16 protein-coding genes are annotated in these 24,345 nt (G+C 40.4%); 9 read left to right on the top strand and 7 right to left on the bottom strand.

Features of this window, described 5'->3' with window-relative positions:
* The first annotated feature begins 61 nt into the window (after positions 1 to 61).
* Both B9A58_RS04100 and B9A58_RS04095 read left to right on the top strand, forming a co-directional pair.
* Positions 62 to 412 carry a PadR family transcriptional regulator gene (locus B9A58_RS04100; protein WP_084371144.1) on the top strand — a complete coding sequence of 117 codons (351 nt, stop codon included), beginning with the start codon at positions 62 to 64 and terminating at the stop codon, positions 410 to 412.
* Positions 400 to 3,048, top strand: a complete 2,649-nt coding sequence (locus B9A58_RS04095) for an ABC transporter permease (protein WP_084371143.1) — start codon at positions 400 to 402, stop codon at positions 3,046 to 3,048. Before B9A58_RS04100 ends, B9A58_RS04095 begins: the two co-directional genes overlap by 13 nt.
* Here B9A58_RS04095 and B9A58_RS04090 read toward each other — a convergent pair.
* From B9A58_RS04090 to B9A58_RS04065, 6 genes are all read right to left on the bottom strand, one after another.
* A complete protein-coding gene (locus B9A58_RS04090; protein WP_084371142.1) occupies positions 3,017 to 3,889 on the bottom strand; it encodes an acyl-CoA thioester hydrolase/BAAT C-terminal domain-containing protein in 873 nt (290 codons plus the stop codon). The two genes, B9A58_RS04095 and B9A58_RS04090, sit on opposite strands and share 32 nt — an antisense overlap.
* 1 nt (position 3,890) lies before the next feature.
* Entirely contained in the window at positions 3,891 to 4,697 is an 807-nt protein-coding gene (locus B9A58_RS04085) for a helix-turn-helix domain-containing protein (protein WP_084371141.1), read from the bottom strand.
* 101 nt (positions 4,698 to 4,798) lie between these two features.
* The gene (locus B9A58_RS04080) at positions 4,799 to 5,236 is read right to left on the bottom strand and encodes a hypothetical protein (protein WP_084371140.1); all 438 of its coding nucleotides are present in this window, start codon (positions 5,234 to 5,236) and stop codon (positions 4,799 to 4,801) included.
* Positions 5,237 to 5,465: 229 nt separating this feature from the next.
* The gene (locus B9A58_RS04075) at positions 5,466 to 6,137 is read right to left on the bottom strand and encodes a bifunctional 4-hydroxy-2-oxoglutarate aldolase/2-dehydro-3-deoxy-phosphogluconate aldolase (RefSeq protein ID WP_084371139.1); all 672 of its coding nucleotides are present in this window, start codon (positions 6,135 to 6,137) and stop codon (positions 5,466 to 5,468) included.
* A 4-nt stretch (positions 6,138 to 6,141) separates the two neighbouring features.
* Positions 6,142 to 7,362, bottom strand: coding sequence for a 6-phosphofructokinase (locus B9A58_RS04070; RefSeq protein WP_084371138.1), 1,221 nt, complete (start codon positions 7,360 to 7,362; stop codon positions 6,142 to 6,144).
* Between the two features lie 97 nt (positions 7,363 to 7,459).
* Positions 7,460 to 8,506: a sugar kinase gene (locus B9A58_RS04065; RefSeq protein WP_084371137.1), complete on the bottom strand. Its 1,047-nt coding sequence runs from the start codon at positions 8,504 to 8,506 to the stop codon at positions 7,460 to 7,462.
* A gap of 166 nt (positions 8,507 to 8,672) precedes the next feature.
* Between B9A58_RS04065 and B9A58_RS04060 the strand changes: the two genes are divergently transcribed.
* The gene (locus B9A58_RS04060; RefSeq protein WP_084371136.1) at positions 8,673 to 9,707 is read left to right on the top strand and encodes a LacI family DNA-binding transcriptional regulator; all 1,035 of its coding nucleotides are present in this window, start codon (positions 8,673 to 8,675) and stop codon (positions 9,705 to 9,707) included.
* 97 nt (positions 9,708 to 9,804) lie between these two features.
* Here the strand turns inward: B9A58_RS04060 and B9A58_RS04055 are convergent, their stop codons facing one another.
* On the bottom strand, positions 9,805 to 11,769 hold the full coding sequence (locus B9A58_RS04055) for a polysaccharide lyase family 7 protein (RefSeq protein WP_084371135.1): 1,965 nt from the start codon (positions 11,767 to 11,769) through the stop codon (positions 9,805 to 9,807).
* Between the two features lie 359 nt (positions 11,770 to 12,128).
* Here B9A58_RS04055 and B9A58_RS04050 point away from each other — a divergent pair, with 359 nt between their 5' ends.
* The 6 genes from B9A58_RS04050 (at position 12,129) to B9A58_RS04025 (ending at position 24,345) form a co-directional block, all read left to right on the top strand.
* The gene (locus tag B9A58_RS04050) at positions 12,129 to 12,893 is read left to right on the top strand and encodes a FadR/GntR family transcriptional regulator (RefSeq protein ID WP_084371134.1); all 765 of its coding nucleotides are present in this window, start codon (positions 12,129 to 12,131) and stop codon (positions 12,891 to 12,893) included.
* A 211-nt stretch (positions 12,894 to 13,104) separates the two neighbouring features.
* The gene (locus tag B9A58_RS04045) at positions 13,105 to 16,191 is read left to right on the top strand and encodes a SusC/RagA family TonB-linked outer membrane protein (protein ID WP_221407808.1); all 3,087 of its coding nucleotides are present in this window, start codon (positions 13,105 to 13,107) and stop codon (positions 16,189 to 16,191) included.
* Between the two features lie 32 nt (positions 16,192 to 16,223).
* On the top strand, positions 16,224 to 17,654 hold the full coding sequence (locus tag B9A58_RS04040) for a RagB/SusD family nutrient uptake outer membrane protein (RefSeq protein ID WP_084371993.1): 1,431 nt from the start codon (positions 16,224 to 16,226) through the stop codon (positions 17,652 to 17,654).
* A gap of 11 nt (positions 17,655 to 17,665) precedes the next feature.
* Positions 17,666 to 19,624 (top strand): PKD domain-containing protein, encoded by a 1,959-nt coding sequence (locus B9A58_RS20730; protein ID WP_084371133.1) that lies wholly within the window; start codon positions 17,666 to 17,668, stop codon positions 19,622 to 19,624.
* A 141-nt stretch (positions 19,625 to 19,765) separates the two neighbouring features.
* Positions 19,766 to 22,069, top strand: coding sequence for a polysaccharide lyase 6 family protein (locus B9A58_RS04030; RefSeq protein ID WP_084371132.1), 2,304 nt, complete (start codon positions 19,766 to 19,768; stop codon positions 22,067 to 22,069).
* On the top strand, positions 22,066 to 24,345 hold the full coding sequence (locus B9A58_RS04025; protein ID WP_084371131.1) for a heparinase II/III domain-containing protein: 2,280 nt from the start codon (positions 22,066 to 22,068) through the stop codon (positions 24,343 to 24,345). Before B9A58_RS04030 ends, B9A58_RS04025 begins: the two co-directional genes overlap by 4 nt.

Raw genomic sequence — 24,345 nt, 5'->3', positions numbered from 1 at the left:
TTTGAACTTATTTCTCTGTCTCTTTTAAGTGACTCAGAGAGAGCTAAAAATATACAGTATTATGAAAGGAACCTATCTTGGAGAATTTGAAGAACTCGTACTTTTAGTCATAGGTGTATTAAATGAAAATGCATACAGCATATCAATCAAAGAGGAATTGAAAGAAAGAACAGGAAGGAACCCGAGCATTGGGGCTTTGCATTCGGCACTCAATCGACTGTCTGAAAAAGGATTTATCAATTCTAAGGAGGGGGGTGCCACCAAAGCAAGAGGAGGCAGAAGGAAGCGTTTTTATACAATCACCTCAGCTGGTCGTGCTGCAGCTAGGGAGGCGCACGACTTGAGAACAGGTTTGTATCAGGCCATGCCTGGCTTTTCTTTCAGGGGATTGTCTTTGGTATGGATGAGCTAGTTCCTCCCAAATGGGTCGTCAGACTACTCGACTTTTTTTGTCGGGAGGAGCATGTAGAAATGCTCAAAGGAGACCTATACGAACTCTATGCAGATAGATATAACAAGAAAGGGAAGCTGCATGCCAAACTCTTTGTATGGTTTGATGCCATGGATTTGCTTAGGCCCTTTTTGCTCAAAAGAAACTTAATAACACATAACAACACCATAGCCATGTTTAAAAATTTTCTCAAAATAGCCTATCGAAATTTCATGCGTCAGCGTGTGTATAGCCTGATCAATACGGCTGGCTTGGCGATTGGAGTCGCTTGCTTTCTATTGATATTTCTCTACATACATGACGAGCTGGGCTATGATCGTTTTCACTCCAAAGCTGATCGAACCTATCGAATATTGGAGCACTTCGAGAGTGATGGTGTAGGAGAGCATTCAGCCAGTCAGCCCTTTCCTGTAGGGCCAGCACTGATCAATGATTACCCTGGTCAAATAGATCATATGACCAGATTATTCGATTTTCAATCTCCTTTTTTGGCTTTGGCCAATCGTAAATTGGATAGAAATTTCAATGAACCTAATGTCTTTTTTGTGGATTCCACATTTTTTGATGTCTTTGATTTTGAAATGATGGTGGGGGATAAGAATACTGCTCTGGATGAGCCAAATGCTATTCTGATCACAGCATCCATGGCTAAGAAGTATTTTAGTGATGAGAACCCATTGGGTCAAAATATTGAATTTCAGGGAGAGCGAAACTTGGTGGTCAAAGGCATTTTGGCGGATGCCCCTCACAACGCCCATTTTCAATTTGATTTTCTAGTCTCTTTCTCAACTTTGCGAGCGTATTATCAAGAAAGGAATCAAAATTTCACATTGAACGGTTGGTATTGGAATCCCTGCTGGACATATTTAGTTCTGAACGAAAACACAGATCCTATGACTTTGACAGACATGTTGCCTGATTTCGTACAGAAGTACTTTCAAGAGGGTATCAGGGACGATATCACCATGGAGTTGCAGCCACTTACTGATATTCACCTAAAGTCTAAGCTCGATTATGAGATACAGGCCAACAGCAATGAAAGTAATATCTATGTCTTTTCGGCTGTGGCAGTTTTTGTGCTACTTATTGCAGTTATCAACTTCATCAATCTGTCTACAGCACGTGCCACAAAACGGGCCAAAGAAGTGGGAATAAGAAAAGCTTTGGGAAGTCTGAAAAAGCAGCTGATTTATCAGTTTATATTCGAATCCATTCTACAGACTATTCTGGCATTGATCATAGCCGTGATGGGTATTGTTTTCATATTGTCTAGTTTCAATACGCTGACAGAAAAATCAATCACTTTGATGACTTTTTGGTCACCAGTCTACCTCTCGGCTGTAGCAGGGCTTACCTTGTTTGTTGGGCTAGTTGCAGGGTTTTATCCTGCCTTTGTGCTTTCTTCTTTCAAAACTACTGAAGTGATCAAAGGCGGCAAACTCAATAACCATGGGATGAATTTCAGAAAGGTGTTGGTCATTCTTCAGTTTTCTATATCCATGATCCTTATTGTAGGAACGATTATAGCCATCAAGCAATTACAATTTTTGCAAGATGATGATTTGGGTTTCAACAAACAGGCTGTGATCATGGTGCCCGTCATTGGCACACCCATAGCCAGTCATTATGAAAGTATGAAAAGTGAAATGCTCTCCAATGCCTCGATCAAATCAGTTACAGCTCTGGAGGAAGTACTTGGAGCTAAGCATCAGGTGATGAATTACACTTTTGAAGGTGTGGAAAAATCGAAGCCTTATCCACGCCTTTTTATGAGACACGATTTTTTGAAAACATTTGATATCCCTTTGCTCGCGGGGCGAACATACGACCAATCACATGTCACAGATGATAGTCTAGCGCTAGTGGTCAATCATACCATGATAAAGCAACTGGGCTATGGAACACCAGAATCGGCAATAGGAAAAGGGGTTGAATTGATGGGTGGAAGAAAAGGAAAAATTATTGGAGTCGTGAATGACTTCAACTTCACTTCCAAACATCATCCCATGTCTCCCATAGCTTTAGATCTCTGGGCTCAGCCATTCACCTTCAACCTCTTTATGAAATATATGGCTATAAAAGTAGATGCGGACAATTTGCAGGAGTCAATAGCCATTGTAGCATCTAACTGGCAGAAATTTATTCCAAGTAGGCCTTTTGAGTATTTCTTTTTGGAAGACCGTCTGAATGAGTCCTATAAAGCTGAAACCAAGTTGAGTATGATTACTACTGTGTTTTCTGGTTTAGCCATTTTAGTTGCCTGTTTGGGGCTGTTTGGATTGGCTACCTTTACTATGGAGCAGCGCACCAAAGAGATTGGTATTCGTAAGGTATTAGGCATTCAAACCAAGGAAATTGTACTGCTGCTCTCAAAGGATTTTATGCTACTGGTCGGCCTGTCATTTGTGATCGCGACTCCTATGGCCTATCTGATGATTGATTGGTGGCTGGCAAGTTTTGCTTATCGTATTGACCTGATGCTGTGGCCTTTTGCGGTAGCGGGATTGGCTACTTTTTTGGTAGCTATGATTACCGTAGGTGCACATTCGCTCAAAGCCGCCACGATTAATCCAGTGAAGACACTGAAGTATGAGTAGGGCCAGATTTGAATTGCTGATTTAGAAATTTGAAAATGACATCAAATCTTTGAAGTGGTGCACTGTGATCGCCCGGCACAATAATATGTTCATATTCGAATTGAAATGCATTGTCATTTAATCTGTTCATGATTTGAGCGCACATATAGGTTGAAGGCCATTGTTCGTCATTTTCAGCGGATAAAAGCAAGATACTGCCTTCGATTTTTTCGACAGGAATAAGAGCAGATTTAACGGTTTTTTTGTCTTTCAGCATCACTTTAAAAGCTTCGCCAAGTAGCCCTTTGAGCAATGGAACAAGAGAAGTAAATGAGGCTGGTACAAAAGTCAATTCCTTATCATTCAATGACCAAGATGAAGTGTTCATCCAAGGCGTATGAGCTGGAAACGAAACATGTGATGGAACCAATGCAATAGCTGAGGAAAATTCGGCATGTTGACTGGTTAGATTCAAGACTAGTTCCCCACCTTTAGATCCTCCTATCAGGGCTACGTTTTTAATGTTGTTTCTGCTAACCACAGATTGTACAGAATCATGAATAGCGTTGAGCGAAATTCTATCTAATTCTGCTGAGGTTGTTTCAGTCCCAAAATACCCTATGGATAAAAAGGCATAACCTTCATCTAAAAATCGTTGGCGTGTCGCTGCCCATTGATCTGAGGTCCATGAACCACCTCCTTCTGCTCCACCAAAACCTACGATCAAGGCTTGAGCTTGAATATTAGGTAAATATAAATCTAAGTCTAGCTTTCCATAGTTTTTTGGAATAGGTGGCTCATAAGAAAAGAGGAAAATAAGTACCAAAATTAATGGACACAAAATGTAGCATGTGGTCTTCATCTTAAATTGCTTTTGGAGTACTAGAGATCAATTTATTTGACTCACTTTCATGCATTTTGTAAAGAAGAACCAGTTCGAGAAGTGTAGCAGGGATCAATAGAAATAGACCCATAAATGCCAAAAGGAAGGACATGAAAAGCATGCCTACGAGTATTTCAAGAATGCCAGCGACTTTAGCCACAGTCCCCATGGAATGCCCTAATTTGAAAAGTGCTATACCGAAAATAATATCAGCTCCACCAAAGGTTACTGCTTCTATACCTTTGACGAGCATAAACTCTTCAGCATTCATAGTTGAGAAAATAGAAATGACATCGTAGATCTCAACAATGGCAAAAGCCACAAACATTAAATAAGCAGAAATCTTGAGTAAGGATACTTGGTAAATGGAATGCATTGTGGCAAAACCGTACATCATAAAGAAATAACCTGTCAGGGCCATAAGTTTAATTATAGTATAAACCAGTGGGAAGTATTTTGGCAAATCTGATTCGAACCTTGCAGCATCTGCTAATGTTTCCAAAAAGCCTAATCCAAAGTAGACACATCCTCCAATCAAGGCATAAAGCAGAATTTCTTTATTCTTTTTGATAGTGATAGATTGCTCTACTTCAATATGCTTATAGCCCAATGCCTCAAGGAGGATTTTCAATGTACTTTCTCTTGGAGTTACTTCCCCCGCTTCGATTCTCTGCAATGTTCTCACACTGACATTGCATCTATCGACCAATTCTTCTTGCGTGATTTTCTTCTCTTGTCTGAGGTTCAGAATGGTTTGACCTAACTGAGGTTGTTTCAATGTAGCCATATAAGCGATGTTTAGACTACAAGACTATGCGGATGGCATTAGATATTCAAATTATTGAATAGAATTAGACCCGTCATTTACCTGACATTTGCTTTAGAGAGCTATTTTGAGCCTTTTTTTATGTTTTGAATCAGTTGGATTTCGATCATCAACAGCCAGAATAACACGACAAATTCCATACCTACCATCACGTACCATTCGAATGGGTATGTCAGTGAGGAAGCGTCATATCCGAAACTCAGGTAGATCAGTATCATGCAGACAATAGAAACTAGCGCAAAAATAAATATGAATGGTAAGGTGAGCTGAGATGCTTTTTTCGCCACGAACCTCATGAGCATGTAGCTATGCCTAAAGGCAATCAAAGAAGCACCTAGATAGAAAATGGCGGATAGGGGATTGGTGATGATAGAGAAAAATTCTAAAGGAGGGGCAATCTTAGACAGATAATCGAAATCGAATAAGAAACCGACAAACAAGATGGAAAATAATGCAAAACCTATGTTCCAGTACCGTTCTCCCTTTTCTATTCTGATCACTCTGTTTCTAGTTTCAAATGCTTGCTCAAAAATGCTAATAACGACTGACTTATAAAAAGGATATACTAATTACTAAACCCGATAGGTTTTTAAAACCTATCGGGTTTATATGAAAAAGAAAAGGCCCTCTCTCAAAGGCCTTTTCATTGATGCATAATCCATCGGGCAATGGACTATATCGTAATAAACACACTAATCGTTTTTCCTTCGTCCGCCAATTAGGCGGATATTATTTCCTTAGTTTCTGAATCAAAGCCAAAGTCGCTTTTACTTTAGCAGTCAATCCAGCGTAGTCATATTCTCCTTCAGAGTTTTTCACGAATAGTTTTGATCCCATGCCTACACAGTGCACGCCAGCATTGATCCATCCTTTCAGGTTGTCTTCAGTAGGCTCTACACCACCAGTAGGCATGATACTGCTCCATGGGAATGGACCTTTTACAGCAGCTACGAATGATGGACCACCCACCTGAGAACCAGGAAAGATTTTCACCACTTCAGCGCCTAATTCTTCTGCGTAAGAAATCTCCGTCAATGAACCACATCCTGGAGACCAGGCAATTTTTCTGCGGTTACATACCTTCGCCATATCAGCGTTCAAAATAGGAGAGACCACGAAGTTGGCTCCGTTCTGGATATATAGGGAAGTAGTACCAGCATCTACCACAGATCCAATACCCAAGATCATCTCAGGTGTTTCTTTTGCTGCCCATTTGTTGAGTTCGTTGAAAACTTCATGAGCGAAATCGCCTCTGTTTACAAATTCGAAAACTCTCACGCCGCCTTCGTAGCAGGCTTTCACTATTTTCTTGCAGATTTCAATGTCTTTGTGATAAAACACAGGCACCATACCTGTGGCCCCCATCTGCTGCGCTACTTCTATTCTTGTAAATCGTGCCATAATTTTAATTCCAGTTTAATATCGTATTGAATTCGTATGTTTCAGGGTTGGCTACCAGCTTCCCAGCTTTCGCCAAGTCAGTTTTTTCTATAAAATGCAAATTGTGCAAACTCAGTTTGTATATCTCTGCATCAGTATCTACAAGACGCGGGGGAATGACACCATCACTATTTTCAAACTCTGACAAGAACATAGGTTTGATATCTCCTCTCGAATTGGTGGTGACGATACAACCACTGGTTCCTTCATCAAATAGCTTTTTCACACCTGTGCCCAAAAGGGTACAAAGGGTCAAATCATAGCCAATCGGTCTACAGCATCTCAATTCATAACCCAACTCGACTGGTCGACTTTTGATTTGAATGTCTAACTTCTTTAGTTTTTCTTGTACCAATACATTAAAAATATTGGATTTACTCACATTACCCAACTCTGGATGACCGTGCGCGTCATAGGTGAATAGAATACCTGAGTCCTTCAGCTCTTGCTCATCTATCACATGAAAAACCCCCTCACTCACTAGGGCTACTCCATAGTTAATACCTTCAAGCTTTCGCTTGAGCATAGAAGAAATGATCAAATTGACCACTTTGTCTAGCGTGACTTTGGTCTTGTTGAACATCTCTGGAATAATCAACATGGGAAAGTGACAGGCCGAGGCGATCCCGAAAGCCAGATGTCCTGCCGACCTTCCCATGGCTGACATGATAAACCAGTTTTGACTTGTGATGGCGTCTTCGTAGATCGTATTGCCGATCTTTACGCCTTCGTCCTTGGCCGAATGAAATCCGAAAGTTGGATTTCGGTCGGGTAGAGGTAAGTCATTATCTATTGTTTTGGGCACGTGAATATTTTTCACGTCCAATTCACTTTTCTTTAAAAATTTGGCTAATCGGTTGGCAGTGCTGGCAGTATCATCTCCGCCAATGGTCACCAAAAGTTTTACATTGTAATCTGTAAAAAACTTGGTGTTGAAATCAGAATCTTTGGGTTTGAACCTGCTCATGACCAAAGAAGACCCACCTCTACTGAAGATTCGATCTGCATACGCAAAATCGAAATCTGTGATTTGAGGGCTGTCAGATAAAATGCCCTGATAGCCCCCATGTACACCTATTACACGATAGCCGTCCTTCAAAAAAGTTTTGGCTACGGTGCTCACCACAGTATTGATACCCGGTGCTGGGCCTCCTCCGCAAATAATTGCTATGGATGGTTTGGACATTGTGTTATTTTAGTTTTGGATGTGGGGTAAAAAGAAGGGCGATCCCGGTTTAAATATTCTAGAAAAAAATACAGACCGCCCGTTCTTCTGAATCGTACTATCTGGCTACTCTACCTGATGCGTCTCCGCCCATCAGTTTTTCTACCTCTGCTACCGTTACCAGATTAGCATCCCCTTTAATAGTATGCTTTAGACAAGAAGCCGCTACTGCGAAATCAAGTGCATGCTGATCGTCTTCTGGAAATTTTAACAATCCATAGATCAATCCTCCCATGAACGAATCTCCTCCGCCTACACGATCCACGATGTCAGTGATTTGATATTGGCGTGTTTCGAAGAGCTTGTTACCATCGTACAATACACCAGCCCAAGTGTTGTGAGAAGCAGAAATACTTCCTCTCAACGTGGTGATTACTTTCTTAGCTTTTGGGAATTTCTTCATCATCTGCTTGCACACAGACAAGAAAGCTTCTCCTTTTACATTATGACCTTCAGTTTGTACACTGATACCTTCAGGCTTAATGCCAAAATGCATTTCAGCGTCTTCCTCATTACCCAAGACAATGTCGCAGTAAGAAGTCAGCTCAGTCATGATTTCTTCTCTTTTCTTGGCATCACAGTATGTCCAAAGTTTGGCCCTGTAGTTTAGGTCAGTAGAAACAGTCACGCCCATTTCAGAAGCGATTTTCACTGCTTCCAGGCAAGCGTCAGCTGCACTTTGAGAGATGGCAGGAGTGATACCTGTCCAGTGGAAGAATCCAGCATCTTTGAATACCTCTTTCCAATCCACCATGCCTGGCTCGATTTCACACATGGCAGAGTGTGCTCTGTCATACACTACTTTAGATCCTCTGCTCACAGCACCAGTCTCCAAAAAGTAGATGCCTAATCTATCGCCACCAAAAATGATGTTGTTGGTATTTACACCTCTTTTTCTCATTTCCATCAAGGCACATTCGCCAATGTCATTCTTTGGTAGTCGGGTTACGAAATCTACGTCTACGCCATAGTTGGCTAGTGATACGGCCACGTTGGACTCACCCCCTCCATATACTACATCGAAGTTGTTGGCTTGAGAAAATCTTAAAAATCCCTGTGGAGCCAATCTCAGCATGATCTCTCCGAATGTTACTACCTTTTTCATAATATTTTAATGTTTTGCTTTTACCGTGTTCGTTAACGGAATCTTTGAAAAATAAATCCCTCAATTGAAGGATTTTTGTTCCGTGTTCGTTAACGATGAATACAAATGTAGTATATTGCTGCTAATTACAAAATCAATCAACGATTTTTTTTAATATTGGCTTCGGATGAAAAGAATTACGATTAAGGAAATAGCTAAAAAGGCAGGAGTATCTGTAGGTACGGTGGACAGAGTCTTACATAACAGGGGAGAGGTAGCAGAGAAAACCAAAAAACTGGTCAAACAAATTGCAAAGGAGGGAAATTATTCCACTAACGTATTTGCGAGAAATTTGAAGTTGAACAAAACGCATCGTTTTGCTATCATCCTTCCTCAGGATAATGAGTATTGGAAGACTCAGCGCACAGGCATAGAGGCTGCAGCTGCAGAATATGTCTCACTTGGCGTGCAACTAGATTTCTATACGTTTGACAGACAGAATCAGGATTCATTTGTTACTCAGTCTGAACTCGCGCTGCAATCAGCTCCTGATGCAGTGGTGATGGCACCACTTTTGGAAAAAGAAGCTACAGCCATCTGTGCGCAACTTGATAGTGCAAAAATTCCTTATGTATTTGTAGATTCAAATCTGGAAAGTGCTAAACCTTTAGCATTTATTGGGCAGGACTCAGTACAAAGTGGATATCTCGCAGCCAAATTGCTCAATATTGGTCATCCGCAAGATTGCCAATCCCTGATCATCAAGTTCCGCGATTATGACAGTATCAATAAGACAATTGATGAGCGTATTGAAGGGTTTAGAAAGTATTATAAAGAAACCGGCTTAGATGACTCTCAAATCAAAGAGGTCGAAATTGGTCTGGACGAAGCAGCACTCAAGGAATGGTTGGAATCAGTCAATGAAAAGCAAGCATTGATTTTTGTTCCAAATTCAAGATCCCATCAGGTAGCCAAACAAGCGGCTGCCGTATGGTCAGCCAGATCATATCGACTAATCGGTTATGATTTGGTATCAAAAAACTTAGAAGGGTTGAAAAATGGCCGTATTGAATTTATTATTCATCAAAATCCAAAAACACAAGGTGCTCTAAGTATTCAGGCATTGTACAGGCATCTGATATTAAATGCCGAAGTAAGTGAGGTACAGTATATGCCACTGGATATTTTGACCAAGGAAAATGTGGCTTTCGCAGATAATTGATCAGATTGTAAATAGATTCAATAGGGGAAAGAAATGAAAGCTGCCATCTTAGATGGCAGCTTTTTGTAATTTATCAACTGAATTTCAAAAAAAAACCTTAGTTGTGTGATACCCAAAAGTCATAAACATAGACCTCACCATAGTTGTCGGGATCGTCCGTATCACTTCCTTCTCTATCAGGATTACTTTGCGTGTAGTTGCCTATTTTGAAATAGGTTTCGTCATAGTCAATGTCCATCACGTAGTCATTGCCTCCATCTTTTACTAGATAACTCGAAGCGTTGCCACTGTTGTAGGCATTGGCCAAATTGCCATCTTCGCTATAGTAGCAGTAGTGCTTTCCATTAATAATTTCAAAAATTACTTCATGCTGTGTTCCCAGTGTATAATTGGTTTTAATGGTAAGGTCGCTTCTCAATTGACCACCATTGAAACTTAAGAAAAGATGTGAGCCTTCTAGTCTCAAGACCATGGCATCATCAATCCCATCAGATTTGTTGCCGTGAATTTGAGTCGCTACCAGATGATCCTTGTTGATCGGAAGGTGCGTGATGGCCTGCTTTGAGTAAACCACATGCTGGCCAGTAGTAGTCCAGTAGATATCAGCGCTACCATCTTCTTTTCTTTCTCTAAGTTCAGACCTGATATAGTCGGAATTAGGGGTTGAACCATTATTGCTTCTGATTGGCACTCTAAATACGATAGCATCTTGATTGGCACTGACAAAATAGAATTCATTGTTGTCTTCGCCACAAAGCGTTTTGTCTTCACTGCCGTCAGGATAAGTGATCTTCCATTGATTGCAATTGGCCATCAGGTCTGAAGGAACGTCAGCAGACCCGCCGCCTGAACCCTGTGGTGTAGCACTCACAGACTTACTTGAAGACGCATTGCCAGAATTATCATAGGCCACCACTGTGAAGGTGTATGAAGTCCCATTGGTCAATCCTGTAATGGTCTTACTACCTGATGTACTCGTAGTACTACCGCCATTATAAGAAATGGAAACATGATCAAAATCTGAATCAGAAGGATTCGTCCAAGACAAACTTACTTGACCATTGCCTGTTGTTGCGCTAAGACCAGAGACAGACCCAGGAGGTGTGATGTCTCCACCACTGCCACCAGTGGTTCCCCAAATTTCAGCTTCTGTCACACTATTCCAGCTATTGCTGGAGTTTCCGAAACCTGTAATTCGAACGTACCTAGCATTTATGGCATCAAAATCATAAGTCTCCAGGCTCGTCGTGTTTCCACTGCTACCTGAACTTTGTGCGTTGTACACATCTGATAAGGTAGAAGTAGATGCTCCAGCTCTGATTTTAAAATAGGAGTTGCGTTGGTCACCTTTGTACCAGGTAATTTTCATGCTGCTTATACTTTTACTGCTTCCGAGATCATAAGTGATGTACTGTCCAGAACCATTGGCAGACCATCGTGTGCCTAAATTACCATCTAGGGTATTGGCAGGTACATTGCCATCATTTGTACTGGCCGATACAGACGAAATACTAAGTTTTCCATTAGTACCTCCAGATCCGCCTGATCCACTGCCTTCAGTAAGTACGAAGTCATCAAATCTACCAGTTCCTCCATTGTACTTGCCATAGATGGTGACACTTGTACTACTTCCTGAATTGAACGATAGGGTTACTTGTGTCCAATCGTTGTAGTCACCACCATCATTAAAATCACTGCTTCCCACTTGTACACCAATGGTACCATGTTCCAGAATATAAGCTGAAAGTGTATAGTTGGTATGAGCCGAAACAGATACAGATTGTTCAAACTTGCCAGATGAGCCAGTAATTTTTGCTGATTTGGAACCTGAATGGGAATCACTTGATAGTGCAGATGGGTCAGTGTCATCCCAGCCGGACCAGCTACTTTCAAATCCTGGATTTGATAAATTGACATTGTCACCAGCAGCCATTTTTACGTTTTGAATTTCATTCGAATCAATTTTCAGCTCTTCCTCTTGACAGCTGCTGACCCAAATACCAGACAAAGCCAGAAAAGAAGCCAGCACCCCTTTTCTTAGCGTTTTAATTGTGTTTTTCATTTTGTTTTAGTTAGTGAATAAATGTATCAATTGGTTGTCAGTAGTTGATTACTAACTGGTAAACCAATTACGAATAAGGCGATTTAATACTATTCAACCAACTGGAAATGGAAAATGGAACTGGTTGATCAATGATTTTGTCATCTACTTTTGCAGGGTTTTAATTTCTAATTTTTGTTCATTGCTATGTTGAATTAGGAGATAAAAACTGCTTATTTAGCAAATAGAGTATGTTTAAGTGGCTTTTTTGGGATGATCATTTCACTGCGGAATGGCAGGATTTTTTATGTATTATTTTGTATTTAAAAATATTTAATATAAATTGGTCGACCAATCAACAATGATTTGAATATAGAACAATGGAATTGCTTAAGAACTTTAGTCAGATAGTTATTGAAACACCAGTTGATAAAATCATCAACCAAATCAAGCAACTCATCACTTCAGGACAATTGAAACCGGGGGACAAACTTCCTTCAGAAAGAAAACTTTGTGACGTTCTGGGTGTTGGTAGAACACACTTACGTGATGCGATCAAAAAACTAGAATTCTATGGGATTCTAAAAACACTTCCTCAGAGCGGTACCGTTGTGGCAGGTATGGGCATTACGGCCTTAGAAGGTCTGATTTCTGATGTTTTGAAATTAGAAGGAAATGATTTTAACTCTTTGGTGGAAACCAGAGTAATTCTTGAGGTGAACAGTGCAGTGCTAGCGGCTGAGCGCAGGACAGGTAATGACATCAAGGAAATAGAAAAGGCACTATTTGCTCACAGAGCTAAAATAGAACAGGCAGATCATGCAGTAGAAGAAGATTTGATGTTCCATCTAAAAATCGCTGAAGCAAGCAAGAACTCAGTACTTAAATCATTGATGCTGATTATCACGCCAGATATTCTATCCTATTTTAAGCAACATGATGTGTGTGGAGACGGAAGGTCTAATAAGGCGGTAGAACAGCACGAACGAATACTAGAAGCTATAAAGAATCAAGATAGAGAGGCTGTTGGGAGCGAGATGCGTGGGCATTTGGTGGATATTCTTGATTATTCTAAAACGATACAAGTAGAACAATTATATAACAATAAAATAGAAAGCAATAATGGAGGAATGACAGGTACATAAAAAAAGAATGGATTAACCAAGGGTCAACCCATTCATCGCGGGATCGATCAATCAATGTAGAAATATCAATTTGGCCATCGGTATTTCATTGAAATGATCAATTGCTGATTCAAAGATAACCAATTACTGTAATTCTACAGGTATGGCGCGTCTTTTTTACCTACCCGCATCAGCAAATACTATTTACTAAGTGTGAACAAAATCATATAAAATGAAAAACATTTTACTATTATCTAAACGCTACCAGAAGCACAATTTAGTGTTGATGTTATTGGCGTTGAATGCAATGATAATAACGCCGGTATTCGCTCAAGATATCAAGGTGTCAGGAGTGGTAAACTCTGAAGACAACGAGCCATTACCTGGGGTAACGATCATAGTGCAAGGAACTACTAAAGGAACGGTTACTGATATTAACGGACGATATGCATTGGAAGCTGCTTCGAATGCGATTTTAGACTTTTCTTTTATTGGGTATTTGAAGAAGAGCGTGGAAGTTGGTGGAAGATCTACAATTGATATTTCTATGGATCCAGATGTTGAGCAGCTTGATGAAGTTGTGGTCATCGGATATGGAACTCAAAAGAAATCTCACCTAACAGGTGCTATTTCTAAGGTTGAAAACACAAATATTGATCAGATACCTACCTCTAGGGCAGACCAAGCCATGGTAGGTCGAGTAGCTGGTATGAATGTTCAGAATTCCAATCCTGAAGGAGTGGGTGGTGCACCTACTATCCAAATTCGTGGTGTAGGATCTATCACAGGTGGATCAGGTCCATTGTTAGTAATTGATGGTGTCGCAGTCGATTCTGAATTTTGGTCGAACATAGATATGAACGATGTAGCTTCTATTGAGGTCTTGAAAGATGCGGCTTCTGCTGCCATTTTTGGGTCTAGGGGAGCCAATGGTGTAGTGATGATCACTACCAAAACTGGTGAATCTGGCAAAACTAAATTTGCGTACAACGGATTTTATGGATGGCAAGACGTTCAAGAAAATCCAGATTACAATACTTCTGTGGCAGATGGAATGGCTGCTGAAAGAGCTGCGAATGGAGAACTCTCGCCAAGGTCGAGATACAAGGAGTTGATAGGTGTGGATAACAACTGGCAAGACATCATTTTTGATGGTGGTAATACGCAAAGCCATACCATAAGTGCTAGAGGCGGAAATGAGTCAACTACTTTCAGTACGGCTATGACTTATGCACATGACGAAGGCGTGCTGTTGACTGATGATTTCAAAAAATACAATTTGAAAGCAAAAGTTGATACTAAAGTCAATGATGATTTGTCATTTGGAGTGAGCTTAAATCCTTCATATACAGAAAGAAGAAGATTTGATGGATCTACACATGATATTTTGAGACAAACGCCTTGGTTACCTGTATATCATGATGAAAATACGATTCAGTATGTAGATAGAACTGTATATCCAGATGTACAAGTAGGCGATTATGCATTGCAACGTCATTTTGATAACTACGATTTAGATGGAGATGGTACATTGATAGATATTAGTAATACGTCTAATACCAACCCTGCTGCTAAAGTGCTGGAAAGAGACAGAAGAGATTTTCAGTTCAAGATGTTTGGTAAGTTTTATACTAAGTACAAATTGAGTGATAATTTTTCTGTTCAAGCAGCTTTGTCTGGAGATATCCAAAATACAGAAAGACAGCGATGGCAGGGGGTAGAGTCTAGCAGAAATGGAGCCTCGGGAGCATCATTGGATGTTAATAACGAAAACAAAGTTCATGTGGTAACTCAGGGTTTTTTGAATTACAACCAAACTTTTGGCAACCATGATGTATCCGCAACTGCTGGTGTAGTTGCAGAAAGATACAAGGAGAAGTATTCGAATGTGTCTGGAACAGGGTATGAATTTGATTTCGTACCTACACTAGATGCAGCTGCTGAAGCCTCTGGATGGGGATCATTCGAGAGAGAGAAACGATTATTATCTTTCATTGCTCGTGTGAATTATTCGTTTTCTGATAAGTATTTGGCATCAGTTAGTTTTAGAAGAGATGGGAGTTCGGTTTTTGGTCCAGATAATAAGTATGGTAATTTCCCTGCTGTATCTGTGGGATGGAGAATCTCTGAAGAATCATTTTTGGCAGGATCCAGTATAATCAACAACTTGAAGTTAAGAGCAAGCTTTGGTATCACTGGTAACGACCAAATCTCAACAGGTAACAGGTTGAATGATTGGTATTCGCCTACTGCTCTTTTAAGCTCCAGAACAGCTGTCATTGGTGGTGGTACTGCCACGGCGTTCAATCCACAGAATATTGCCAATCCAGAATTAGGATGGGAGCGTTCTATCGAATTCAATCCAGCCATTGATTTTGGATTTTTAGATAATATTATTTCAGGTTCTGTTGATTACTACAAACGGACTAGTGATGATTTATTGCTGAATGTTGATGTTTCTGGTGTGACTGGGTTTAACAATGCGCTGGTAAATATCGGAGAAGTAACTAATGAAGGTATAGAGGTAGAGTTGAGGACTAATAATATTAGAACAGATAAGTTCAGATGGACAACTACATTTCTAGCTTCAAGAAACAAAAACACATTGACCGATTTCGCTAATTCAGATGGCTTAATTCAGAGTGTAGATGAGAAAAGAGCATCAGAGTGGATTAGCTCAGTAGGTGACCCAATTTCTTCTTTTTATGGCTATGTAGTAGACAGAGAGATTCCTTTGGAGTATTTGGTGGATGCTTATCACCCAATTGGAGGACAAGCACAGGATGTATATGTAAGAGATTTGAATGGAGATGGTCAAATCGACGAAGATGATAAAACCATCCTTGGAAGTCCATACCCAGATTTTATTTGGAGTATTACGAACACATTTTCTTTAGGAGACTTTGATTTGTCTTTCATGTTTCAGGGAAGCCATGGTGCAGAAGTGAGAAATATGGGTGATCAATATCTGTACAATCATTTTAATAGTCAGCAAGGTTTTGATCCTGTGACTACTCCAGATCAGGAATTTATCCAACAGAAAATTTTCACCAATTCAATTGTGCAAGATGCTTCTTATGTAGCACTTCGAAACGTGAATTTGGGTTATAACCTGCCAGTCAGAATCACTTCTAAGATAGGAATGACGAGCGCAAGGTTATATGTAAGTGCATCAAATTTGATGTATCTAAAGGCAAATGATTACACGGGATTCAACCCTGAATCATTGACTACTACATCACCAACGACATACGGCTATCAACGAGCAGGAGCTCCTATAGCTAGATCTGTGGTGACAGGTGTAATCATTGAATTTTAATCGAGGTGATCATTAACAAAAAAGAAATTATCATGAAAAATATAAGAATAATAGCGCTGTTCGTACTTGCGACGCATTTATATGGATGTCAAGACGATTTTTTATCGCCAGCGCCTAATTCAGCAATAAGTGCAGATGTATTCTACACAAATGATACAGAGTTGGAAGCTGGTGTCGTGAACCTATATGACGGTATTCAAGGCATCAACTCTACAACTACAAGTGACTTGCATGGTATTCAAATTGAATATCAGGTTACAGAAATGAGAAGTGATAATACCAGAACCAAAAGTGGGGAAGGAGAGGCTTCGCAATTTGAAAGTTATACAGTTGAGGCTACGAATGGTGTTGTTGCAGATTACTATGCAAGTTTTTACAATGTCATTTTTAGGGCTAATACAGTGTTAGCTAATTTAGGAAACGCCTCAGAAGAGAAGGCTCCACAGTTTGAAGGTGAGGCTAAATTTGTGAGAGCCTATGCTTATTTTAATCTGGTTCGATTGTTTGGTGACATTCCATTGGCTACAGAGGTGATAGCACCAACAGATGAGGCCACTGCTTTTACAAGAGTAGCTACTAGTGAGGTTTATGAGCTGATTGTCAGTGATTTAACGACAGCAGCTGCCAATTTGGACAACACCTATAAAAATAGAGCATCTAAAGCAGCTGCACAGGGTTTATTGGCTAAAGCTCATCTAACGTTAGGCAATTATTCTGAAGCACAAATTTTGCTCGAAGATATTATTGCTTCTAACGAATTTAGTTTAGAAGACAATTTTCAGGACATCTTCTATTCTGAGGGTAATGATGAAACCATCTTTGCCATAGGATATGTAGCTGATAACTCTAACGATAGTCAAAATTTTTCGGCTGAATGGTTGAATTCTGTAGGAAGGTCGAGTGGATTGAATTATGTAACCAGCGATGTGAGAACGGCTTTCGCAACGTATGGAGGCACCATGAGATCTAATTATTCGTACCGATTAGATGCTGCACAAACGACGCAATATCAAGTGGTTAAATATCTACCAAATGGTGATGAAACATTGGGGATAGCACCTACATCTGGGGATCCTACTTTGGCTGGTAATGACTGGATAGTGTTGAGATATGCAGATGTATTGTTGATGCATGTTGAAGCTATTTTGGCTGGACGTGATGGTCCAATTAGCACTGCTGATGCCATTGCCTCTTTCCAAGAAGTAAGAGATCGTGCTGGATTGACCACACCTGTATCGAGCATTTCAAAAGTGGATTTGGCAAACGAAAGAAGAGTTGAATTGGCCTTCGAAAATCACAGATTGTTTGATTTGATCCGTTTGGACTTGGCTGAAAGTGTACTTGGTGCATTTGCGACTGCCAATGGACACTCATTTACAGCAAATGATTTATTGCTTCCTATACCTCAACGAGAAATCAACTTGAGTAAAGGAGCGTTGAGTCAAAATGCTGGATACAACTAAAATTGAAATCAATGAAACAACAAAATATAAAAATAAGTAAGTTCATCAAAGTGATGAACTTACTAGCAGGATTTGCATTAATCACAGGTGCATTGTTCATCACTTCATGTGTGGACGAAACCTTACCTGGTGCTGGTTCAATAGCGGATATTACTCCTCCGAGTGCAGGATTTTCATACAGTCCAGATCCAACAGATCAGTTGATGTTGGTTTTTACAAACCAGTCGGAAAGTGCAACTGATTTCACTTGGGATTTTGGAGACGGAAATACTTCTGATGAGGAGAATCCATCAAACACTTATCCTGACTTTGGCACTTATACTGTGACCTTAGTATCTACAGACAAACTGGGTGTCTCTGCCACTACTGAGATAGAAGTAGAAGTAGTAGAAGGACCTTATCAGCCATTTATTTTAGAGTTTGGCTTTGAAGATCTTTCCTTACCAGATGGTACAGGAGATGGTCGTGATTCCTGGAGGAATTCGGATTTAGGAGGCGTGATTCAGATCACTTCTAGTCCTGTGAGAAGTGGTGAACAAGCCGCTAAATTAACAGGTTCTTCTTCTGATCAAAGAATCGGTTATCAACTCATCACTGTGGAAGCTGAAGCCAATTACGATTTGAATTTTTATTACACCATGTTGGATAATCAAACAGGTTGGTTGACAGTTTCCGTGCTATCTGGCCCGGTCTCCACGCATGCAGAAGCTATTGCAGCAACTATTGGATCGATTACAGTTAATAATCAGGACGATCCTGAAACGTATGAAGCTGGTACTGTTTCTTTCAATTCAGGATCAAGTACCGAAGTAGCCGTGTACTTTTTCAATGGAGGGTCTGTAGAGTCAAGATTGGATGATATTTCAATCGATATAGCGGCAGAAGGTGCAGTACCTCCATCTGCTTCATTTTCGAGTGAGCAGAGCGATGCGCATTATCTGTCATACACCTTTACGAATGCCTCAGTTAATGCATCTTCTTATGCCTGGGATTTTGGTGATGGCAATACTTCTACTGAAGAATCCCCATCTCATGCATACGCAGAAGCGGATGTATATACTGTAACTTTAATTGCAACCAGTGAAGACGGTCTTACAGCGGAATATTCGTCTGAAATTGAGATTCATGCACCTGTAACAGCAGCTTTCACTTATGAGGTAGATGATGCTGATTATAAGACCTATGCTTTTATTGATGCTTCTGAAGATGCCGTCTCATTACTATGGGAATTTGGAGATGGATTTCAGTACACGGGAATGGATCCTAGCCATACTTATGCTGAGGATGGTGTTTATACGGTTACGCTCACAGCTACAAGTGTTACAGGTTTTGAAGACGTAGAAACGGTGGAGTTGACAGTTGCATTAGGGTTTGTTGTAGAGGTTCTTAATGGAACTTTTGATGAATATACATCAAACACGGGAGACAATGCGGATGCTTGGGATATGACACCTAACAGTACGGTAGTAAATAATGACGGAGAGACTGTTGATAGCCCTTATGATCCTCTTTGGGATAATGGAGCATTGGATAGTTGGCTTGAAACCTTTTATGGTGATGACAGTGAGCAAGCTGGATCTTCTAGTGATGGAAATAATGGTACCAGAGGAGCAAAACTGGACGAGACAGGTCGTCGATTGTATCAAGTAGTTACAGTTCAGGCAGGAGAAACATATACCTTCTCCATTGACGCAATGACTACTGCTGCAGGAATAACTTCTGAGGTATTCATATTAAATACGGAAATCGAAGATGAAACAGGTATTAATGCTTCTACGTCTGATGCGGCTATTGATGAGTACTTTGCTATTCCTAATATTTTCGCTACTGATGGTGATGCTTACGCTACCAGTACATTTGATTTCACCCCTTCTACAAATGAGATCGTCATTTATGTTAGAAATGTTGATGTGGTAGACGGTGTTGCCGAGGCTTTCTTTGATAACATAACAATTACAGATGCTGATTGAGTAGGCACTCGATCTATATAAAGAAAAACTACCCGGGATCTATTCTGGGTAGTTTTTAAAAACCTTTATCAAATTCTAAAAAAATTGAGCTTTGAGTTCAGGCGACAATCATAGCTAAGAGTAAATTTTAAATTGAAAAGAATGTATAATACAAAAAGAGGGTTGAAAATTAGTTCAGTGGCGCAAAGCCACTTCTTATTCATCATTATGATACTCTTCGTTATGTTTATCGTTGGTTGCCAAACCAACCAAAGCAGTTATCAAAAAGTGGAATCTGCCGACCAACTCAAAACAGCACTTGCTGTTGCCAACCCAGGTGATACCATTGTATTAGCGAACGGCGAATGGAAAGATGCCGAATTGGTCATCCAGGCCAACGGAACTAAAGAAGCACCCATTGTAGTGATGGCAGAAAAGCTGGGTGAAGTGAAGTTGACAGGAAGCTCTAACCTAAAGCTGGCAGGAGAATTTGTAGTGGTGAATGGTCTCCACTTTACCAAAGGATACACTCCCACAGCTGAAGTCATTTCCTTTAGAATTAAAAAGGACCAATTGGCCAACAACTGTAGAATTACAGAAACACTGATCGACAATTATTCCAATCCAGAAAGACATGAAAGTGATTATTGGGTCGGTATGTATGGCAAAAACAACCGATTTGATCACAATGCCCTCGTAGGCAAAGGAAACAAAGGCGTAACCATGGCCGTGAGACTCAATTCAGAAGAGAGTCTAGAAAATGGTCATCTTATCGATCACAACTATTTCGGCCCAAGAGAAAACTTGGGGGCCAATGGAGGAGAGACACTAAGAATAGGCACCAGTCATTATTCACTCTCTTTCTCAAATACCCAAGTCATCAACAACTATTTCGACAGATGCGATGGTGAGCATGAAATCATCTCAAACAAATCATGCGGAAATTTATTTAAAGGCAATGTGTTTGAAGAATGTGTGGGCACATTGACCTTCAGACATGGTAACGAAAACACAGCTGAAAGCAACGCTTTCTTTGGCAATGGAAAACCTCACACAGGAGGAATCAGAGTCATCAACGAAAAGCAAAAAGTAATCAACAACTATGGCTACGGCCTGACTGGTCACAGATTTAGAGGAGCATTAGTGGTCATGAACGGAGTGCCGAATTCTCCGATCAATAGATATAATCAAGTTATAGATTCTGAAATCAATAACAATACCTTCATCAATTGTGACTATGTACAGCTATGCGCCGGCAGTGATGAAGAGAGAAGTGCCATTCCACAGACTACTTCTATTTCCAACAATATTTTCTGGAATGAAGCTAAAGATGATGTATTCACCGTTTACGACGATATTTCTGGAATCTCATTTGATGCGAATATATTGAGTAAAAATATTGAGTCAATTGGAAGTGGATTTAGTGCAGTCAATACAGAGTTGGTACAAAATGAAAAAGGAATTTATTCTCTCAAAGATGAATCCATTACAGCTGGTACTACATCAGAATTTGCTGTAGTATCAAAAGAGGCAACAGGCCCGTCGTGGTACACCAAACCAAAACAAGCCAAGACATTTGGTTACGGAAGAACTATTGCTGTAGCAGCAGGTGAAGACCTTTTTGATGTGATGAAGGATGCAAAGGCTGGTGACGTGTACACCTTATCAGGTGATGAATACTTACTGGAAAAGAAAATACCCGTAGCAGTGCCAATCACTGTCCAGTCTAAAGAAGGAGCAGTCATAAAATTCGAGAAGTCAAATTTATTCGTCATTGAGAATGGTGGTGCCCTGCAATTGGATGGTTTGATCATAGATGGGGCAGAGTGTCCTGATTATGCTGGTAACGCAGTAGTATCAACCAGCAGATATTCAATGAATAGAAATTACAAACTGTTCATCAACAACTGTGAGTTTAGAGATTTAGACGTCAATCATTCATTCAATATTCTAAAAGTATATAAAAACACCTTTGCGGATAGCATCCTAATCGAAAACTCACGATTCACTGATGTGAGTGGAACTATTTTAGAGTTAAATCAGGAGTCGGACGACATTGGTATCTACAATGCTGAATTCGTTATTTTAACTAATAACACCTTCAAAAATATTGGTAAAGAAATCGTGAACCTACATAGAGGTGGAAGCGACGAAAGCACATTTGGACCTCTGCTTTTTATCGATCACTGCTCTTTTGAAAAGGTAGGCTATGGGCCAAAGAATAAAGGAGAAAAGTCGTTTACGCTGCATGGCGTGCAAAAAACCAAGATCACCAATTCTGTATTTGACGACATCAAAACATTCGATATCTATCATACAGTAGGCGAGCCAATTACTAAAATATCTGATTGTAGTATGAAGCAATCCACATTGAAGATTAGTGATCAGGCAGCTTTATTGTCAAATCTGAAATTGGCCAAAGATGCAAACGGAAGTGATGGAGAAAAAGTAGGTTATAAACTATGAAGATCAAGTTTTGTTATATTGGTATAGGTTTTAGTGTGGCTGTTGTTTTGTCGCTTTTCTCTTGTGTTGGGGGAGAAAAGACCACAGAACAACAGCTCCTATCTGACAAGCATCCGAGTTTAGTGCTCACCCCTTCAGGGGTTTCTGAAATCAAAGCAAATTTGGGCAAAGCGCCACTCTTTGATCAGACGTTTGCTGCTGTGGTCAATGAGGTAGATGCAGCATTGGCTAATGGAATAAAGGTGCCCATACCCAAGGATCTGGCAGGTGGGTATACCCATGAAAGACACAAGACCAACTTCTTCACCATTCAAAAAGCAGGTGCGCTATTTCAAATCACAGGGGATGAAAAGTATGCCATTTACATCCGTGATATGTTATTGGCGTACGCCGAAATATGGCCCACTCTTGGCAAACATCCAGCCGAGCGATCTTATGCCCGTGGAAAGATTTTTTGGCAATGTTTGAATGATGCCAATTGGTTGGTATATACCAGTCAGGGATATGATTGTATTTATGAATGGTTGGATGAGTCTACGAGAGAGAAGTTAAATAAAGAGTTATTCAGACCTTATGCAGAGTACGTTTCTATTGAGAACCCACAGTTTTTTAATAGAATCCATAACCACAGCACCTGGGGAAATGCAGCCGTGGGTATGATCGGACTGGTCATGGGAGATGAAGAGCTCATCAACTGGGCACTAAATGGTCTGGACATTAAAGTCCCAGGTGATATAGTCAAAGACAATGACGGCGGAGATATTCGGCTTGATGGCCAGAAAGAGGCTGGTTTTTTGGCGCAGATTGATCATTCTTTCTCACCTGACGGATATTATACAGAAGGACCTTATTATCAGAGATATGCGATGTATCCGTTCCTGATTTTTGCTCAAGCGCTAGCCAATAAAAAACCTGAGCTAGGGATACTTGACTACAGGAATGGATTGTTGATCAAGGCCATCTATGCTTTGATCAATCAGACCAATTCGGCCGGAGAATTTTTTCCTATCAATGATTCTCAAAAAGGCATGTCACTGGCTTCCAGAGAATTGGTGCATGCGGTGAGTATGGCATACTATTTTGGTGGAATGGATCCAGAGTTGCTGTCTATAGTGGAGGAGCAAGGTCGAGTACCATTGAACAATACTGGTATGGCTGCAGCTAAGGGAGTGGCAGAAGGAAAAGCGAAAAAATTTCAATACAAAAGTTTAGAACTGAGTGATGGTGCGGCAGGAGATGAAGGAGCAATTGGCATCATACGTGCAGAAGATTTGACCTTGGTTATGAAATACGCCAAGCACGGCATGGGACATGGCCATTTCGATCGTTTGGGTTTCTTGCTGTATGATGAAACTGGGGAAGTTATTCAGGATTATGGCGCTGCTCGCTGGGTAAATATTGACCATAAAGATGGTGGAGGGTATCTAAAAGAAAATCATAGTTGGGCCAAGGAGACTGTAGCTCACAATACGCTCGTGGTGGATAAGGATTCTCATTTTGATGGTAAAGTGAAACCTGCCGATAAGACTGCAGGTACGCCATACTATTTCTTAGGAGGTGATGCCGTGCAGATAGTAAGTGCCAAGGAGACAAATGCTTACAGAGATATTGAGATGCAAAGAACAATGGCAGTGGCCCAAGTGAAGGAATTAGAAAATCCACTGGTGATAGATTTGTTTGCTGTACAGGCTCCAGAAGGCACAAGATATGATTTGCCGCTCTATTATATGGGTGAGTACATGTCGTCCAATCAAAAGTTTCAAACCAACAATAATCTTTCGCCCATGGGCCAGCATGACGGATACGAACACTTGTGGGCAGAGGCACAGACGAAACTTGAGAGTGACATATTTAGCATGACCTGGTTCAATAAAAGGAAATTTTATACGGTCACCTCTGCTGTTGAGTCAGGAGACGAAATGATCATGACAAGAATTGGAGCCAATGATCCCAATTTCAATTTACGCAGAGACCCTGGACTCATCCATCGCCGAACAGGTGGCCACACTGTTTTTGCCAGTCTTTATGAAATGCATGGCAGCTATGATTATGCCTCCGAAAGGCCAATTAACTCATTTACTTCAATAGAAAACTTAAAAATATTGCATCAATCAGAAGCGTATGTGCTGGTGCAATTTGAGCTAAAAACGGGGGAGAACTACCGATTTGCTTTCTCACTTTTGGATGATAATGAAAGCTCTAAACATGTGGTAGAAACACCTGATGGAGAGTTGCAATGGAAAGGAATTTATGACTTTAATGAATACAATAAATAG

It is taken from the genome of Reichenbachiella faecimaris (assembly GCF_900176375.1).
Classification (GTDB): domain Bacteria; phylum Bacteroidota; class Bacteroidia; order Cytophagales; family Cyclobacteriaceae; genus Reichenbachiella; species Reichenbachiella faecimaris.
This window is presented reverse-complemented; position numbering and strand designations above follow the sequence as displayed.